13 protein-coding genes and 1 pseudogene are annotated in these 17452 nt (G+C 66.4%); all 14 read right to left on the bottom strand.

The window, feature by feature from the left end:
• Window positions 1–32: 32 nt before the first annotated feature.
• The 14 genes and pseudogenes from FQV39_RS29115 to acnA all read right to left on the bottom strand — a co-directional run bounded on the left by FQV39_RS29115 (window position 33) and on the right by acnA (window position 17313).
• Window positions 33–1496, bottom strand: a complete 1464-nt coding sequence (locus FQV39_RS29115) for an NAD-dependent succinate-semialdehyde dehydrogenase (RefSeq protein WP_149133471.1) — start codon at window positions 1494–1496, stop codon at window positions 33–35.
• Between the two features lie 159 nt (window positions 1497–1655).
• Window positions 1656–2012, bottom strand: a pseudogene (locus FQV39_RS29110) (phosphate acyltransferase); the annotation flags it as partial.
• A gap of 41 nt (window positions 2013–2053) precedes the next feature.
• Entirely contained in the window at window positions 2054–2635 is a 582-nt protein-coding gene (locus FQV39_RS29105) for an adenylate kinase (protein WP_149133469.1), read from the bottom strand.
• On the bottom strand, window positions 2632–3186 hold the full coding sequence (ppa, locus tag FQV39_RS29100) for an inorganic diphosphatase (protein WP_149133468.1): 555 nt from the start codon (window positions 3184–3186) through the stop codon (window positions 2632–2634). The genes FQV39_RS29105 and ppa overlap by 4 nt, the downstream gene beginning before the upstream one ends.
• Window positions 3187–3224: 38 nt before the next feature.
• Window positions 3225–5201 carry an acetate--CoA ligase gene (gene acs / locus FQV39_RS29095; RefSeq protein WP_149133467.1) on the bottom strand — a complete coding sequence of 659 codons (1977 nt, stop codon included), beginning with the start codon at window positions 5199–5201 and terminating at the stop codon, window positions 3225–3227.
• A 51-nt stretch (window positions 5202–5252) separates the two neighbouring features.
• Window positions 5253–6197: an alpha/beta fold hydrolase gene (locus FQV39_RS29090; RefSeq protein ID WP_149133466.1), complete on the bottom strand. Its 945-nt coding sequence runs from the start codon at window positions 6195–6197 to the stop codon at window positions 5253–5255.
• Entirely contained in the window at window positions 6198–6620 is a 423-nt protein-coding gene (gene phaP / locus FQV39_RS29085) for a TIGR01841 family phasin (protein WP_149133465.1), read from the bottom strand.
• A 50-nt stretch (window positions 6621–6670) separates the two neighbouring features.
• A complete protein-coding gene (locus FQV39_RS29080; protein WP_149133464.1) occupies window positions 6671–8644 on the bottom strand; it encodes an acyl CoA:acetate/3-ketoacid CoA transferase in 1974 nt (657 codons plus the stop codon).
• 10 nt (window positions 8645–8654) lie between these two features.
• Window positions 8655–9758, bottom strand: coding sequence for a class III poly(R)-hydroxyalkanoic acid synthase subunit PhaC (gene phaC / locus FQV39_RS29075; RefSeq protein ID WP_149133463.1), 1104 nt, complete (start codon window positions 9756–9758; stop codon window positions 8655–8657).
• Complete coding sequence (locus FQV39_RS29070; protein WP_248313176.1) at window positions 9755–10498, bottom strand: poly(R)-hydroxyalkanoic acid synthase subunit PhaE; 744 nt, start codon at window positions 10496–10498, stop codon at window positions 9755–9757. The genes phaC and FQV39_RS29070 overlap by 4 nt, the downstream gene beginning before the upstream one ends.
• Window positions 10499–10519: 21 nt before the next feature.
• A complete protein-coding gene (locus FQV39_RS29065; RefSeq protein ID WP_149133462.1) occupies window positions 10520–11695 on the bottom strand; it encodes an iron-containing alcohol dehydrogenase in 1176 nt (391 codons plus the stop codon).
• Window positions 11696–11851: 156 nt separating this feature from the next.
• Complete coding sequence (locus FQV39_RS29060) at window positions 11852–13561, bottom strand: acetolactate synthase large subunit (RefSeq protein ID WP_149133461.1); 1710 nt, start codon at window positions 13559–13561, stop codon at window positions 11852–11854.
• Window positions 13558–14580: an isocitrate/isopropylmalate dehydrogenase family protein gene (locus tag FQV39_RS29055; protein ID WP_149133460.1), complete on the bottom strand. Its 1023-nt coding sequence runs from the start codon at window positions 14578–14580 to the stop codon at window positions 13558–13560. The genes FQV39_RS29060 and FQV39_RS29055 overlap by 4 nt, the downstream gene beginning before the upstream one ends.
• Before the next feature lie 45 nt (window positions 14581–14625).
• Window positions 14626–17313, bottom strand: a complete 2688-nt coding sequence (acnA, locus tag FQV39_RS29050) for an aconitate hydratase AcnA (RefSeq protein ID WP_149133459.1) — start codon at window positions 17311–17313, stop codon at window positions 14626–14628.
• Window positions 17314–17452 lie beyond the last annotated feature (139 nt).

The raw sequence follows: 17452 nt of genomic DNA, 5'->3' as shown, positions 1-17452 counted from the left end.
ATGACGTTCATCGCCCTAACTACGATGGCGGTTTAGCTCACGTCGGCGCCGATTCCGCCGATGCAGGTATATTTGATGTCGAGATAGTCCTGCAGGCCGTATTTCGAGCCCTCGGAGCCCAGTCCCGATTCCTTGACGCCGCCGAAGGGAGCGACCTCGGTGGTGACCAGCCCCTCGTTGACGCCGACGATGCCGTATTGCAGCGCCTCCGAAACCCGGAAGGTGCGGCCGAGATCGCGCGTGTAGAAATAGCAGGCGAGGCCGTATTCGGTGTCGTTGGCCAGCCGGATCGCTTCTTCCTCGGTCTCGAAGCGGAAGACCGGAGCCACCGGCCCGAAGATCTCCTCACGCGCGAACTCCATCGTGCTGGTCGCGCCCGCGATCACGGTTGGCTCGTAGTAGCTGAGGCCCAGCTCCGAGCGCTTGCCGCCGGTCGCGACGACGCCGCCCTTGGCCCTGGCGTCCGCCACCATCTCCTCGACCTTGGCGAGCGCCTTGTCGTCGATCAGCGGGCCCTGCGTGACGCCGGCCTCGAGGCCGGAGCCGACCTTGAGCTTCCGGGTCGCCGCCGCCAGCTTCTCGACGAAGGCATCGTAGATGCCGGCCTGCGCATAGAAGCGGTTGGTGCAGACGCAGGTCTGCCCGGAATTGCGGAACTTGGCGGCGATCGCGCCCTCGACCGCGCGGTCGAGATCGGCATCGTCGAAGACGAGGAAGGGCGCGTTGCCGCCGAGCTCCATCGAGACTTTCTTCACCGTTTCGGCCGCCTGCCGCAGCAGCACCTTGCCGACCGGGGTCGAGCCGGTGAAGGTGATCTTGCGCACCAGCGGATTGCCGGTGAGCTCGCCGCCGACCGTCCGGGCATCGCCGGTCACCACATTGACGACGCCGGCCGGAATGCCGGCCTTCTCGGCCAGCACGCCCCAGGCCAGGGCCGAATAGGGCGTCTGCGAGGCCGGCTTGGCGACGACGGTGCAACCCGCGGCCAGCGCTGGGCCGATCTTGCGCGCCAGCATCGAGGAGGGGAAATTCCAGGGCGTGATCGCACCGACCACGCCGAGCGGCTGCTTGGTCACGATAATGCGCCGGTCGGCCCAGGGCGAGGGAATGACGTCGCCATAGACGCGCCGCGCCTCCTCGGCGAACCACAGCACATAGGCCGCGCTCATGCCGACCTCGCCCCTGGCTTCGGCCAGCGGCTTGCCCTGCTCGCGCGTCAGAAGCTCGGCCAGCGCGTCCTGATGCTTTAGGATCTCGTCGGCGAGCCGGCGCAGCAGCACCGCGCGCTGCTGCGCGGTCTTGGCGGCCCAGGCCGGGAAAGCGGCGTGAGCGGCTTCGATCGCGGCGCGCGTCTCTTCCACGCCGGCGGAAGGAACGGTGCCGATCGTCTTACCAGTGGCGGGGTCGGTCACGGGAATCGTTCCGCCCGACGCCTTGTCCAGCCAGCGCCCGCCGACGAAGATCGCGTCGCGCTTGAAATCGCTCCACTGGGACATGATTCAGCCTTTCAGAAATGCGGGGAGGCGCAGTCTTGCGCCAGCCCGGACATGGTTTCGTGGATCAGTGCGAGGCCGCTTTTCCGCTGGCGCGATAACTCGCTGCGAGAGTGGGGATTCGCTGCAGATTAATCGGGCCAAGCGCGATCGGACGCTGTGTCATCCGCGCCCGGCCGCAGCAGCAGCGCTCTCCTGCGCCTCGACGACCGCGACGGCGGTCATGGTGACCACGCCGGGAGCCGTCACCGAGCCGGTGAGGATATGGGCGAGCTTCGCCGTGCCGATCAGGATCGGCCCGACCGGCAGCGCGTCGGCCATTACCTTGGCGAATTGGTAGGAGATGTTGGCGGCGTCGAGATTCGGAAAGATCAGGACGTTCGCCATCTCCTTCAGCGTCGAGGAGGGTAGAACGCGCTCGCGGATCAGCGGCACGAGGGCGGTATCGGCCTCCATCTCGCCATCGCATTCCAGATGTGGCGCCAGCTCGTGGATCAGCTTCAGAAGCATCAGCATCTTCAGATCCTTGTGCCAGTGTGCGCTTCCGGCGCCGGTGCAGGTCACAGTTGCAGTTCGATCAGCAGGCGGGTGGTGATCCGGTCGATCGGGAGCAAACCGTCGACAGTCCGAAGCAAGCCGGCCAGGCGGTAGTAGTCCTTCAGGGGCTCGGTTTGCCTGCGATAGGCGTCGAGGCGGACCTTGAGTGCCTCGGGATTGTCGTCGGCGCGCACTGGTTGCCCCGCCGCCTTGGCCTCGCGCGCCCGGGAGATGACACGATCGAGCAGCGCGGCCTCGCCAACCCTGAGCTCCAGGACCGCGTCGAGCACGGTCCCGGCAACGGCCAGCATCTCATCGAGACCCATGGCCTGTGTTATGGTGCGCGGAAACCCGTCGAGGATGAACCCCGTTGCCGCGTCAGGCTCCGCGATGCGCTCGCGCACGCATTCCATGACGACCTCGTCGCTGACAAGCTCGCCGCGCGCCATGACCTCCCGTGCCGCAAGACCGACAGGGGTGCCCTTCGCGGCAGCGGCGCGCAACATGTCGCCCGTCGACAATTGCGGAATCCCCAGCCGCTCCGACAGGCGCGATGCTTGCGTTCCTTTTCCCGCTCCTGGCGGGCCGAGCATGATCACCCTCATGGGCTTTTCTCCTCCTTAATCCGAGCGCCTTCGGCCCGCGCGATCGCCGCGCTGATCAGCTGGCGGGCCTCAGCGGCATCGCCCCAGCCGAGCAGATTCACCCATTTGCCGGGCTCGAGATCCTTGTAGTGCGTGAAGAAATGCTCGATCTGGCGGGACAGGATCTCCGGCAGATCGGTATAGTTTTCGACGTGACTGTAGCGCTGCGTCAGCTTGCTTGAGGGCACGGCGATGATCTTCTCATCGCCGCCGCCATCATCTTCCATCTTCAGGACGCCGACCGGGCGGACATTGATGATCGCGCCCGGCGCGATCGGCCGCGTATTGGCGACGAGGACATCGATCGGATCGCCGTCTTCCGAGAGTGTGTGCGGGACGAAGCCGTAATTTCCGGGATAGCGCATCGGCGTGTAGAGGAAGCGGTCGACGACGAGGACGCCGGCGGCCTTGTCGAGCTCGTATTTGATCGGCTCGCCGCCGATCGGCACCTCGACGAGAACATTGATGTCGTCGGGCGGCTGGATACCGATTCTGATCGACTGAAGACGCATCGGCGTTTCCTATCGCGCGTTGTCCGGAGCGCCGGCCGTTACCCGGCCTTGCGCTTGTTCTGTCTGTTCTTGATGAGGTCATCGACGACGGCGGGATCGGCGAGGGTCGAGGTGTCGCCGAGCGCGCCGAACTCGTCCTCGGCGATCTTGCGCAGGATGCGGCGCATGATCTTGCCGGAGCGGGTCTTGGGCAGGCCGGGCGCGAACTGGATCAGGTCGGGCGAGGCGATCGGGCCGATCTCCTTGCGCACATAGGCGACGAGCTCCTTGCGCAAATCCTCGTTCCACGTCTCGCCCGCCATCAGCGTGACATAGGCGTAGATGCCCTGGCCCTTGATGTCGTGCGGATAGCCGACGACCGCCGCCTCCGAGACCTTCGGATGGGCGACCAGCGCCGACTCGACCTCGGCCGTACCCATGCGGTGGCCGGAGACGTTGATCACGTCGTCGACGCGGCCGGTGATCCAGTAATAGCCGTCGGCGTCGCGCCGGCAGCCGTCGCCGGTGAAGTACTTGTTCGGATAGGTCGCGAAATAGGTGTCCATGAAGCGCTGATGGTCGCCATAGACCGTGCGCATCTGACCCGGCCAGCTGTCGGCGATGACGAGGTTGCCCTCGGCCGCCCCCTCCAGCACCTGGCCCGCGGCATCGACGATCTCCGGCTTGATGCCGAAGAAGGGCCGGGTGGCCGAACCGGGCTTGAGCCTGGTCGCGCCCGGCAGCGGCGTGATCAGGATGCCGCCGGTCTCGGTCTGCCACCAGGTGTCGACGATCGGGCAGCGGTGGTCGCCGACGACGCGGTGATACCACTCCCAGGCTTCCGGATTGATCGGCTCGCCGACCGAGCCGAGCAGCCGCAGCGAGGCGCGGCTGGTCTTCTTCACCGGCTCCTCGCCGGCTCCCATCAGCGAGCGGATCGCGGTCGGCGCGGTGTAGAAGGTGTTGACCTTGTGCTTGTCGATCACCTCCCAGAAGCGGGAGATCGACGGATAGGTCGGGATGCCCTCGAACATCAGCGTGGTCGCGCCGTTCGCGAGCGGGCCGTAGAGAATGTAGCTGTGGCCGGTCACCCAGCCGACATCGGCGGTGCACCAGTAGATGTCGCCGTCATGGTAGTCGAAGACGTATTGATGCGTCATCGCGGCGTAGACCAGATAGCCGCCCGTGGTGTGCAGCACGCCCTTCGGCTTGCCGGTCGAGCCTGAGGTGTAGAGCAGGAACAAAGGGTCCTCGGCCTGCATTTCCTCAGGGATGCACCAGTCCGGCACCGCGGCGGCGAGATCGTCGTAGCGATGGTCTCGCCCGGCCTGCATCGCAATGGGCGCGCCCGTGCGTCGGGCGACGATCACGCTCCGGACCGCCCCCTCCGGCAGGATCGCCAGGGCCGCATCGACATTGGCCTTGAGCGGCACCTTGCGGCCGCCGCGCATCCCCTCATCGGCGGTGACCACCACGCGCGAGCCGGAATCCGCGATGCGGCTGGCGAGGGCGTCCGAGGAGAAGCCGCCGAAGACGACCGAATGGACGGCGCCGATGCGCGCGCAGGCGAGCATGGCGTAGGCCGCCTCCGGGATCATCGGCAGGTAGAGCGTGACCCGGTCGCCCTTCCCCACACCCTGTGCCTTCAGGACGTTCGCCCATTTCATCACCCGGGTGTGGAGCTCGCGATAGGTGATCTGCGCATCCTCGGTGGGATCGTCGCCCTCCCAGATGATCGCAACCTGGTCTCCGCGCTTCGCCAGATGCCGGTCGATGCAGTTGTGCGCGACGTTTGTGGTGCCGTCCTCGAACCATTTGATCGAGACCGCGCCGGGCGCGAACGAGGTGTTCTTGACCTTGGTGTAGGGCCTGAACCAGTCGATGCGCTGGCCATGATGCAGCCAGAATGCCTCCGGCGCGGTCACCGAGCTCTCGTACATGATGTCGTAGGCGCCCGCGTCGACATGGGCGCGCGCGGCCCAATCGGCGGGGACGGGGTAGCCCCCCGTCGTCTCGTTGTCGGCGTTCCCTTGCATAGTCTGTCTCCCGGAGCTCCAGGGCTGGGTTTGGTGGTCTCGATGTCGCGCCTAATCCGGCCCGGTCGGGCGCTTGTCGGTCAGGAAATCCGTCACGATCTTGATCTGGTGCGGCTCGAAGAGCGGCGGGACGTGGCCGCACTCCTCGAAGCGATGAAGCGTGGCGTTGGCATTGCGCTCGAGCATCTCGTCGCAGAGCTCGTGCGTCAGCAGGTCGGATTTGGCGCCATGGAGGACGAGCGTCGGCACGCCGATCCGTTCCCAGTATTTCCAGAGGTTCAGGCTGACGAGCCAGGAACTGCGGAAGGCGCGCGCGATCTCGCGGTCGCACAGCATGGTGAACACCCGGCGCTCGTCGTCCCAGCGGATGCTATGCTCGGTGATGTGCCGCCATTGCTCGTCACTGAGATCGCCATAGGGGGCGAGGATCTCGCGGAAATATCGCTCCGCCTGCTCGATGGTCCCGAAGAGGCGCGGCATCTCGTTGAGATAGGAGCCGATGCGCATCAGGCCGACCGACGACACGTAGGGACCGATATCGTTGACGACCAGCCGGCGGATGCAGGAGCCCGGCATGCCCGCCAGCACGATGCCGATCAGGCCGCCAAGCGAGGTTCCGACCCAGTCGACCTGGGTAACGCCGAGCCGCGCGATCAGCGCGTTCATGTCGGCGCAATATTGCGGCAGCGCATAGTCGGCGGGATCGGAGAGGGACTGGCTGCGGCCGCGGCCCGGCAGGTCCGGACAGACGACCCGGCGCCGGCGCCGGGCGAGATTGGCGGCCAGATGGTCGAAGTCGCGGCCCTGGCGCGTCAGGCCATGGACGCAGAGCACCGGGACGTCGCTCTCTTCCGGCCCCCATTCGACATAGGCGATCTCGTGGAAATCGGTCGTCGACAGGCCAAGCACCGAGCCGCTGCGAGCCGGCTCGGGCGCCTTGCGCGCGGAGGCTTGCCCCCGCGCCGATTCTGGCTTGTTCAGCGTCGCCTCGGACATCTAGCCGTCTTTGCGCTCGATATGCTTGCGGAACTGCTCGACACCCTCGGTGACGCGCTGCCGGGCGACGGAGAACGCCTCCTCGCTCGCCTTGGCGGTGATGTCGTAGACCTCGCGCGAGCCGGCGAGCGCAGCGTCGAAGGCCTTCTTGGCGAGCTCCGCCCGCTCCTCGGGCTTCAGCTTGGCTTCGCTGAACATCGAGAGGAGCTGCGTCGAGGCGGCGTGGAAGAGCTCGAGCTGCCGCTTGGCGACATTGTGCGTGCCGTCGGCTGCGATCCTCATCGTCTCGACGGCCGCATTGATGTTGTTGCGCTGCTGCTCGACCAGAGCCTGAGCGTCGACGCCCGGCAGTTTGAATTTCTCGACCATCTCCTTGATCTGGTCGGTCACGCTGTTGAGGTTCGGTTCGGGGGCTTTGGCCATATCGCGTTCTCCCGGTTGCTGATGGCTGGTTGCGGTGGGCGAAGTGCCCGTCAAAGGGGCGACAGGGGTTGGCTGGGATTTGCCGCGGCCTGATCGAAGCGGCCGAGCACATGGTCGGTCGCCTCGCGCCGGCTTTCGAAGACGTGCGGGGCGACCTCGCGGTCCGCCAGGGCGGTGCCGAGCTTGAGGCGCAGGAAGGCGCTGGTGGTGTAGCGCGAGACATGGTCGTAGCAGGCGCGCTCGACCTCGCTCGCCATGGCGAACCAGGCGTCGTTCATGTATGGCGCGATATCGATCGCATCGTAGTTGATGACGGCCGAGAAGCGCCGGCCGATGCGGCTGGCGAGCGCGTGCAGCGCATCCCTGACGGCCTCGACATCGGCGCTGGTATGGACGCGGTAGCCGCCGAGGTTGAGATAGAGCGTGTTGCGCTCCTCGCTGAACTCCATGCGCTGCGCCAGCGGCCGGTTGAGGAAGAGCTCGTCCAGCTTCATCGGCTGCGGATCGAAGATCGCGGCAGCCATCGGGCGCGGCGAACGCACGATCGGCCGGAAGCCCATCTTCGAGAGGATGTCGCGCTCAATGTCGACGCCAGGCGCGACCTCGGTGAGTTCGAGCCCCTCCGGCGTCAGCGAGAAGACGCAGCGCTCGGTGACGAAGAGCACGCTCTGGTGCATGGAGCGCGCCAGCTCGCCGGAGAAGGTGATCTGCTCGACCTTGTCGATGAACTTCGACTGCCTGCCGTCCTGCAGGATGTGGAGCTCTCCGTCCCGGATCTCGGTCTTCAGGCCGCCCGCGGCGAAGGTGCCGCAGAAGACCAGCCGCCTTGCATTCTGCGAGATGTTGATGAAGCCGCCGGCACCGGCGAGCCGGCCGCCGAACAGGCTGACATTGACGTTGCCCTGCGCGTCCGCCTGAGCCAGGCCGAGGCAGGCGAGATCGAGCCCGCCGCCATCGTAGAAATCGAACATCTGGTGCTGGTCGATGATCGCCTCGGCGTTGACCGCCGCGCCGAAATCGAGGCCGCTCTGCGGGATGCCGCCGATGATCCCGGGCTCCGCCGTCAGCGTGACCAGGTTGATGATGCCTTCCTCGGCCGCCACGGCCGCGACGCCCTCCGGCATGCCGATACCGAGATTGACGACGCCGCCCATCGGCAGCTCGAAGGCGCAGCGGCGCGCGATGACCTTGCGCTCGTCCAGCATCATCGGCCGGCTGCGGTCGGGCGGCGCCCGGAACTCGCCGGAGAAGGCGCCGTTGTAATGCGTCGCATAGGTCTGGGCATGGTGCTCGGGCTCGGCCACCACGATGCAGTCGACCAGGGCGCCCGGGATCCTGACGGCACGGGGATTGAGCGAGTTGGCGGCGGCGATGCGCTCGACCTGGACGATGACGAAGCCCTTGCAGTTCTTGGCGGCCATCGCCAGCGAGAGATTGTCGAGGGTCAGCGCCTCCTTCTCCATGGTCACGTTGCCATAGGGGTCGGCGGTGGTGCCGCGCAGGATCGCGACATGGATCGGGAAGGCCTTGTAGAACAGCCAGGGCTCGCCGCCGATCTCCATCAGCTCGACCAGGTCCTCCGTCGTGTTGGGGTTGAGCTTGCCGCCGCCATTGCGCGGGTCGACGAAGGTCTGCAGCCCGACCTTGGAGAGGAGCCCGGCCTTGCGCCCGGCGATCTCGCGGAACAGATGCGAGACGCAGCCGAGCGGCAGGTTGTAGGCCTCGTATTCGCCGCTGACCGCCTTGCGCGCAAGCTTGGGCACCAGGCCGAAATGGCCGCCGACGAGGCGCTTGACCAGGCCGTCATGGGCGAGGCGATTCAGCCCCTTCTCGGCGCCGTCGCCCGGCGCCGCGGCGAAGACGAGGCTGAGGTCGCGCGGCTCTCGCGTGTCGAGGAAGCGCTTCTCCAGCGCCTTGATCACCTCGTCCGGGGTGCCGACGCCGACGAAGCCCGAGGATGCCACGGTGTCGCCGGAGCGGATGATGGCGACGGCCTCGGCGGCCGAGACGATCTTGTTGCGCATCGCCCGTCCCTCAGCCGTCGCGCGCCTGCAGCCAGTCGGCGATGCTCTTGGTCAGAGCGCCTTGCGACTTGCTGGAGACGAAGAGGCCGACATGGCCGCCGGGCAGCGGGATCTCGGTGTAGTCGGAGCTGCCGACCTTCTCCGCCAGCGCCTTCGAGCAGGTCGGCGGGATGATGTGGTCGTCGAGGGCAAAGATGTTGAGCACCGGCACATCGATCTCGCCGAGATCGACCTCGCGGCCCGAGAGCTCGAACTTGCCCTCGAAGAGACGGTTCTCCTGGTAGAGCTCGCGCAGCCATTGCCGGCCCGCCGCGCCGGGATGGTCCGGCCTGTCGGCCAGCCACTTCTCCATGCGCAGGAAGTTCATCATCTTGTCCTTGTCGTCGATGATGTCGACGAGATCGACATTGTACTTCGTCAGCGAGCGCATCGGCGTCATCAGCGAGAAGATCGAGCTCATGAACTCGCCGGGAATGACGCCGAGCGCGTCGACCATCTTGTCGATGTCCTCGGGCGCGAGGCTGCGTGTCCAGACGTTGAGGAAGCCGTGATGGGCGGCCGGATCGTCGACGTCGGCATGGAAGTCGACCGGCGTGATCGTCAGCACGAGATTGCGGACGCGCTCCTTGTGCAGGGCGGCGTAGCAGGTGGTGAAGACGCCGCCTTCGCAGATGCCGAGCAGGGTGATCTTGTCGTGCCCGGTCTCGCGGCAGATGCGCTCGACCGCCTCGTCGATATAGTCGTCGACATAGTCGTCGATGGTCAGCCAGCGTTCGTTGCGTCCCGGCTGGCCCCAGTCGATCAGCCAGAGGTCCAACCCCTTGGCGAGCAGGCTGCGCACAAGCGAGCGGTCGGGCTGGAGATCGGCCATGGTGTAGCGGCCGATCAGCCCGTAGACGATCAGGACCGGCGTCTCGATCTTCTGCTCGACCTGCGGCTCGTAGCGGAACAGCTCGACCTTGTCCCGCCGCAGGACGAGCCGCTTCGGCGTCGAGCCGACATCGACATCGGCATCGCGGATGCCGGCAATCACGTCGGCGCCCTTCTGGAGTCGGCCGAGATTCTGGGCAAAATCCTTGAAGAAGGCGTTCAGGGCGGCGTTGCTGTCGGTCATGCCTTCCCCCTCCCTGTCCGTTTCGCGGTAGCCGGAGCGGGTTTCCGGGCCTCGGAGGCCTCGTCGTGGCCGGCACGCTCCGCCCGGCGCTGCGAGCGCAAATGCGCGCGCAGCTCGCGGCGCAGCTCGGTGAGCTGCCGGGTTACCTCGTCGAAATCCTGCTGCGTCGGCAGGCCGAATAGCTTGGCGACGGAATCCGCGATGCGCTGCTGCTGGGTGCGCACGACAAGCGCCGAGCGCAGCAGCTCGCGCTGGGCGCCCAAGAACTCCTCGGAACGCTGGTTCCTGATCAGCTCCTCATTGGCGATGCCGCTCCAGACGCCGAAGGCCTTGCGCCAGTCGGTCTCCTGCTCGCCGCCCTGGTCCTGCTTCTCCTTGAGCGCGGCGCTGTAGCGCTCGAAGGCCCGGTTCCATGGCACGGAGACGACGGCGCGATAGGCGGCCATGCGCTGCTGGATATCCATCCAGGCCGCCATGAGCGTGTAGATTTCGCGGTCGAGGTTCCAGACATCGGCCAGCTTGGGGCCTTCCGCCATGCGCTTGATGGCTTCGGTGATCTCACCGCCCTGCGCCGCGCCGAAGAGGCTGCTGTCCGTCGCCCGTTGCGTCAGGAACGGCATCATCGATTCCGACCAGAGCTTGCCGGCGGCGCCGGCCTTCTCGGCCGATTCCCGCCAGACCTCGCTCATGCGCAGGAACATCCTGGAGAGTTCCGGCTGATCGTCCTGCTCGCCCGCCATCGCGCGCCTCCTACCGTCCGGTCAGGCCGCCGCGCCGCGCCCGAGGAGCGCGCTGCGGTAGATCTCGAAGGTCTGCTGGTAGTCGAGCTCGCGCGGGTTGTTCACCAGCAGCCGGGTCTGCTTCATCGCGTCCTCGGCGAGCTTCGGCAGGTCCTTCTCGGCGATTCCGACCGCCGCGAGCGTGTCCGGCACCTGACAATCCCGGCAGAGCGCGACGATCTCCTCGATGAAGACACCGGCCGCCTCGGCGGCGGAGCGCGCCTGATGGCCCGGCTTCACGACATCGGCGAGCTCGGCATAGAGCGCCTCCGCCGCCGGGCGGTTGAAGGCAAGCACATGCGGCATGACCAGCGCGTTCGAGAGCCCGTGCGGCACATGGAAGATCGCGCCGATCGGATAGGCCAGCGCATGGACGGCGGCGACCGGGGCATTGGCGAAGGCCATGCCGGCCAGCATCGAGCCGAGCAGCATCTGCGAGCGCGCTTCCAGGTTCTTGCCGTCGGTGCAGACGGTCCGGATGTTGCGCGACAGCAGATCCAGCGCCTTAAGGGCGAGCTGGTCCGACATGGGGTTCTTCTTGATCCTGCTGGTATAGGCCTCGATCGCATGCACCATGGCGTCGATGCCGGTGGCGGCGGTGACATGCGCCGGCAGGCCGAGCGTCAGCTCCGGATCGAGGATCGCCCAGTCCGGGATCAGGCGCGGCGAGACCACGCCCTTCTTCTCCGTGGTCGGCGTCGTCACGATCGCGATCGGCGTGACCTCCGAGCCGGTGCCGGCCGTGGTCGGGACCAGCAGCAGCGGCAGCCGCTCGCCCTTGGCGAGGCCGACGCCGTAGATGTCGTCAAGCCGATCCGGGGTCTTGGCGAGATAGGCGACCAGCTTGGCGGTGTCGAGCGCGCTCCCGCCGCCGATCGAGAGGACGAGGTCGACGCCCTGGCTGCGGCAGAGCTCCGCCGCCGTCTCGATGACATGTGAGGGTGGATCGGCGACCACGTCCTCGAAGATGGTGAGGGCGATCCCGGCCGCGGCCAGGGCCGCTTCGGCATTGCCGGTCAGCCCGGCGCCCCGCACCCCCTTGTCGGTGACGAGCAGGACATGGCGGGCGCCATAGTCCTTCACGCGCTCCGCGATCTTACGTGAGGCACCGGCCTCGAAGAGGATGTTGGCGGGTGCCTGGAAGGTAAAAGGTGTCATGCCGTGATCTTCCGTCCTGGGGGCGTGAGGTCCGGGAGGCCCTGCTGCGGCAGGGCCTGCTCTCGCGGGAAGTGCGTTCTCAGCGGGCGGCTGCTCCGTCAGGCTTCGACGATACACCGTCGGAGCCTGCAGGATCGTGCCGCTTATGCCGGTGGCTCAGGCGGGTTCCGGCTGGGCGCGCCCGCGGAGCTCGTCGACGAGCACGCGGATGTTTTCCGAATAGTCGATCGGCACCGCGACGACATGGACGCCCCCGCCCTGGAAGGCGGCTTCGAGCGTCGGCGCGAGCGCCTCCAGCGACTCTATCCGCGTGCCCTTCGCGCCATAGGACTGCGCATAGGCGACGAAGTCCGGATTGCCGAAGGTCAGGCCGAAATCCGGGAAATCGTCGACCGCCTGCTTCCAGCGGATCATGCCGTAGGCGCCGTCGTCCAAGATCAGCACGACCAGGTTGAGCTTGAGACGGACCGCGGTCTCGAGCTCCTGGCTGTTCATCATGAAGCCGCCATCGCCGCAGACCGCCATGACGCGGCGCTCCGGATGGAGCATCGCCGCCATCATCGCCGAAGGAAGCCCTGCCCCCATCGTCGCCAGCGCGTTGTCGAGCAGCACAGTGTTGGCGACATAGGTCCGGTAATTACGGGCGAACCAGATCTTGTACATGCCGTTGTCGAGCGCCAGGATACCGTTCTCCGGCATGACCTTGCGGATGTCGTGGATCAGGCGCTGCGGCGTCACCGGCCAGCGTTCTTCGTCGGCGCGATCGGCGATCTTGGCGAGGATCTCCTCGCGCAGCGGCAGCAGCGCGCCGGCATTCGGCAGCTTGCCCTCGATCCGGTCGGCCAGCGCCTCAAGGCTCGGCCCGACATCGCCCACCACCTCGGCATGCGGGAAGAAGACCTGCTCGACCGTGGCCGACTGATAGCCGACATGGATCACCTGCGGTCCAGTGGGGCCCATGATGAAGGGCGGCTTCTCGACCGTGTCGTGACCGATCGAGATGATCAGGTCGGCCTTGTCGACGGCGTCATGCACATAGTCGCGCTCGGAGAGCGCGGCGGTGCCCATATAGAGGTTGGAGCCACCGGGCACCGTGCCCTTGCCCATCTGCGTGTTGAAGAACGGGATGCCGGTGCGCCGCACGAAGCTGGCGATCCCGTGGGTCCCGCGCGGCCGGCTCGAGGCCGCGCCGAACATGATCAGCGGCCGCTTCGCCTTAACGATCATCTCGGCGGCGCGGTCGAGCGCCGTGCGGTGCGCGACCGGAATCTCGATCGGATGGACCGGCACGACCGAAACGGCCGGAACCTTCTCCCCGGCGATGTCCTCCGGCAATTCGAGATGAACCGGGCCGGGCCGCTCCTCCATCGCGGTGCGGAAGGCGTCGCGCACGATCGTCGGGATGCTGGCGGCGCTGACGATCTGCCGCGTCATCTTGGTCAGCGGCTTCATCGAGGCGATCACGTCGACGATCTGGAAGCGCGCCTGGCGGCTGCTCATGATCGCCTTCTGGCCGGTGATCATCACCATCGGCATCGCACCGAGATGGGCGTAGGCCGCGCCCGTCGAGAAGTTGAGCGCGCCCGGCCCCAGCGTCGCGATGCAGACGCCGGGCCTGCCCGTCAGCCGGCCATGGGTGGCTGCCATGAAAGCAGCCGCCTGCTCATGCCGGGTCAGGATCAGCTGGATCTTCGAGTTCCGCAGCGACTCGACGACGTCGAGGTTCTCTTCGCCCGGCACGCCGAAGATGCGGTCGACCCCCTCGTTCTCCAGGGCCGCGACAAGGAGATCCGACCCCTTGACCGTGGGTTGCCCAGTCTTCTTGCCCTGCTCCGAAGAGGCGTGGTTCGCTTGTGCTTTCGTCATGCCAGTCGCTTCATAATCGCTGCTGCAAAATCCTTGGTCGACGCCGTGCCGCCGAGGTCACCGGTCTTGATCTTGTCGGTGTTGAGCACGGTATCGACGGCGTTGCGGATCGCCGTCGCCTTCCCGCCCTCGCCGACATGGTCGAGCATCAGGCAGCTCGCCAGGAGCAGAGCGAGCGGGTTGGCGATGCCCTTGCCGGCGATGTCCGGGGCCGAGCCGTGGACCGCCTCGAAGATCGCCACGTCCGGGCCGATATTGGCGCCCGGCGCCATGCCGAGCCCGCCGACGAGGCCGGCGATCTGGTCGGAGAGGATGTCGCCGAACAGGTTGGTGGTGACGATGACGTCGAACTGCTCCGGCTTCATCACCAACTGCATCGCGCAGGCATCGACGATGCGCTCGTCCATCGCGACGCGGCCTTCGTATTCCTTGGCGATCTCCTTGCCGGCGGCGAGGAAGATGCCGGTCAGCGCCTTCAGCACGTTCGCCTTGTGCACCACGGTCACCTTCTTGCGGCCGTTCGCGAGGGCGTAGTCGAAGGCATACCGGACGATCCGGCGGCACTCCGCCTTGGTGTTGATGCCCTGCGAGATCGCCACCGCCTCCGGGTCGTCGCCGACGGCGATGAAGTGCTCGAAGGCGACATAGAGCCCTTCGAGATTCTCGCGGATGAGGACGATGTCGATGTTCTCGTAGCGACCGCCGGGAGTCAGCGTCTTGGCCGGCCGCACATTCGCATAGAGACCGAAGGTCTCGCGCAGCCGGACATTGACGGAGCGGAAGCCGCCGCCGACCGGCGTGGTCAGCGGCCCCTTCAGCGCCAGCTTGGTGCGGCGGATGCTGTCGAGCGTCGCCTGCGGCATGGGCTCACCGCCATTGTCGATGCCGGCCAGGCCGCCGAACTGGCGGTCCCAGGCGAAGGGCGCCTTGGCGGCCTCCAGGATCTGCACCACGGCTTCGGTGATCTCGGGGCCAATGCCATCGCCCGCAATGAGCGTGGCGGGTATCGCTGTCGTCACGCTTCCCTCCCTTTCGAAAGTGAGATTTTTGTTGTTGCGGCGTGTTCAGGCTGCGATGTCGCGCAGCACGTATTGGAGGATTCCTCCGTTCTTGAAGTAGTCGAGCTCATCCAGCGTATCGATGCGGCAGAGCAGCGGGACGTTCTTCACCGCGCCGTCGGCATAGGTGATCTTGGCCGTCATCGTCTGGCGCGGCTTGATATCGGCGAGACCATCGATCTCGACGGTCTCGTCACCCTTCAGGCCCAGGCTCGCCCAGGATGTTCCGGGCTCGAAGGTGAAGGGCACGACGCCCATGCCGACCAGGTTCGAGCGATGGATGCGCTCGAAGCTCTGGGCGATCACGGCCTTGACGCCGAGCAGGTTGGTGCCCTTCGCCGCCCAGTCGCGCGAGGAGCCGTTGCCGTACTCGACGCCGGCGAAGATCACCAGCGGCACCTTCTCCGCCTGGTACAGCATCGAGGCGTCGTAGATCGGCAGCTCTTCCTTCGAGGGATAGTGGACGGTGTAGCCGCCCTCGCGACCATTGGGCCCGAGCATGTGGTTGCGGATGCGGATATTGGCGAAGGTGCCGCGCATCATCACCTCATGATTGCCGCGACGCGTGCCGTACTGGTTGAAGTCGGCGACGGCGACGCCGTGCTCGGTCAGGTACTGGCCCGCCGGCGAGGTGGTCTTGATCGAGCCGGCCGGCGAGATGTGGTCGGTGGTGATCTTGTCGCCGAACAGGCCGAGGATGCGCGCGCCCCTGATGTCGCCCGTCTTGCCGAAGGTTCTCTGCATGCCCTGGAAATAGGGCGGGTTCTGCACATAGGTCGACGTGTCGTCCCAGGCATAGGTCTGGCCGCTCGGCGCCTTGACCGCCTGCCAGTTGGCGTCGCCCTTGAAGACGTCGGCATATTTGCGCGCGAACACTTCGCGCGTGACGTTCTTCTCGATGAATTCCTGGATCTCGGCTGAGGTCGGCCAGATGTCCTTGAGATAGACCGGCTTGCCCTCGCGATCCTCGCCGAGCGGCTCCTTGGTCAGGTCCTTGGTGACCGTGCCGGCGAGCGCATGCGCCACCACCAGTGGCGGCGAGGCGAGATAGTTCGCCTGCACGTCCGGCGAGACGCGGCCCTCGAAATTGCGGTTGCCCGAGAGCACGGCGGTAGCGATCAGGCCCTTGTCGTTGATCGCCTTCGAGATCGGCGCCGGCAGCGGACCGGAATTGCCGATGCAGGTGGTGCAGCCGAAGCCGACCAGATTGAAGCCGATCTGGTCGAGCTCCTGCTGCAGGCCCGACCGGGCGAGGTACTCGGCAACGACCTGCGATCCCGGCGCCAGCGAGGTCTTGACCCAGGGCTTCTGCTTCAGCCCACGGCGATTGGCGTTGCGCGCCAGCAGGCCGGCACCGATCAGCACCGAGGGGTTGGAGGTGTTGGTGCAGGAGGTGATCGCGGCGATCACCACGTCGCCGTGGCCGAGATCATGCCCGGTGCCCTCGACCGCGTAGCGCTTGTGCATCTCGGCCGCCTTCTTGTAGTCGGCCTCCATCGCGGCGGCGAAACCGGCGGGGATGTCCTGCAGGGCGACGCGGCCCTCGGGGCGCTTCGGCCCGGCCATGGACGGGACGACATCGCCCAGATCGAGTTCGAGGGTGTCGGTGAAGACCGGGTCAGCCGAGCCGTCATGGCGCCACAAGCCCTGCGCCTTGCTGTAGGCCTCGACCAGCGCGATGCGCGCTTCGGCGCGGCCGGACATGTTGAGATAGCGCAGGGTCTCGCCGTCGACCGGGAAGAAGCCGCAGGTCGCGCCGTATTCCGGCGCCATGTTGCCGATAGTGGCGCGGTCGGCCAGCGTCATGTTGATCAGGCCGGAGCCGAAGAATTCGACGAACTTGCCGACGACGCCCTTCTTGCGCAGCATCTGGGTGACCGTCAGCACAAGGTCGGTCGCGGTGATGCCTTCCTTGAGCTTGCCGGTCAGCTTGAAGCCGATCACTTCGGGCAGCAGCATGGAGACCGGCTGGCCGAGCATCGCCGCTTCTGCCTCGATGCCACCGACGCCCCAGCCGAGCACGCCCAGCCCGTTGATCATCGTCGTGTGCGAGTCGGTGCCGACGCAGGTGTCGGGATAGGCGACCGTTTCGCCGCCCTCCTCGTTGGTCCAGACGACCTGGCCGAGATATTCGAGATTGACTTGGTGGCAGATGCCGGTGCCGGGCGGCACGACACGGAAATTGCGGAAGGCCTGCTGGCCCCATTTCAGGAACTTGTAGCGCTCCTCGTTGCGCGCATATTCGAGATCGACATTGTGCCCGAGCGCCTTGGGCGAACCGAACTCATCGACGATGACCGAGTGGTCGATGATAAGGTCGACCGGGACCAGCGGATTGATCTTCTGCGGATCGCCGCCGAGTGCGACGACGCCGTCACGCATCGCGGCGAGATCGACCACCGCCGGCACCCCGGTGAAGTCCTGCATCAGCACGCGGGCGGGGCGATAGGAAATCTCGACGCCGGCCGTACCCTTGTCGTTCAGCCAGGCGGCGACAGACTCGATATCGGCCTTGGTGACGGAACGCCCGTCCTCGTTGCGCAGCAGGTTCTCGAGTAGCACCTTCATGGAATAGGGCAGGCGCGAGACGCCGGCGAGGCCGTTCTTCTGCGCTTCAGGCAAGGAGAAATAGGTATAGGCTACACCGGCTACGTCCAGGGTGCGCTTGCAGCTAAAGCTGTCGAGACTAGTCATGGTCAAAACAATCCTTTCACGCGGACGAATCCGTGGTGTGCGGACATTTCAGGAGTTACGGTCAGCGCGATCCCGACGGCGTCCCCAGTCTCTGACGCTATCCGGGCAATCGATTATCCGGATGCGCATGTCGACTGAG

Source organism: Bosea sp. F3-2 (assembly GCF_008253865.1).
Taxonomy (GTDB): Bacteria; Pseudomonadota; Alphaproteobacteria; order Rhizobiales; family Beijerinckiaceae; genus Allobosea.
The sequence above is the reverse complement of the archived record's forward strand: the minus strand, read 5'-3'. Positions and strand labels throughout refer to the sequence as shown.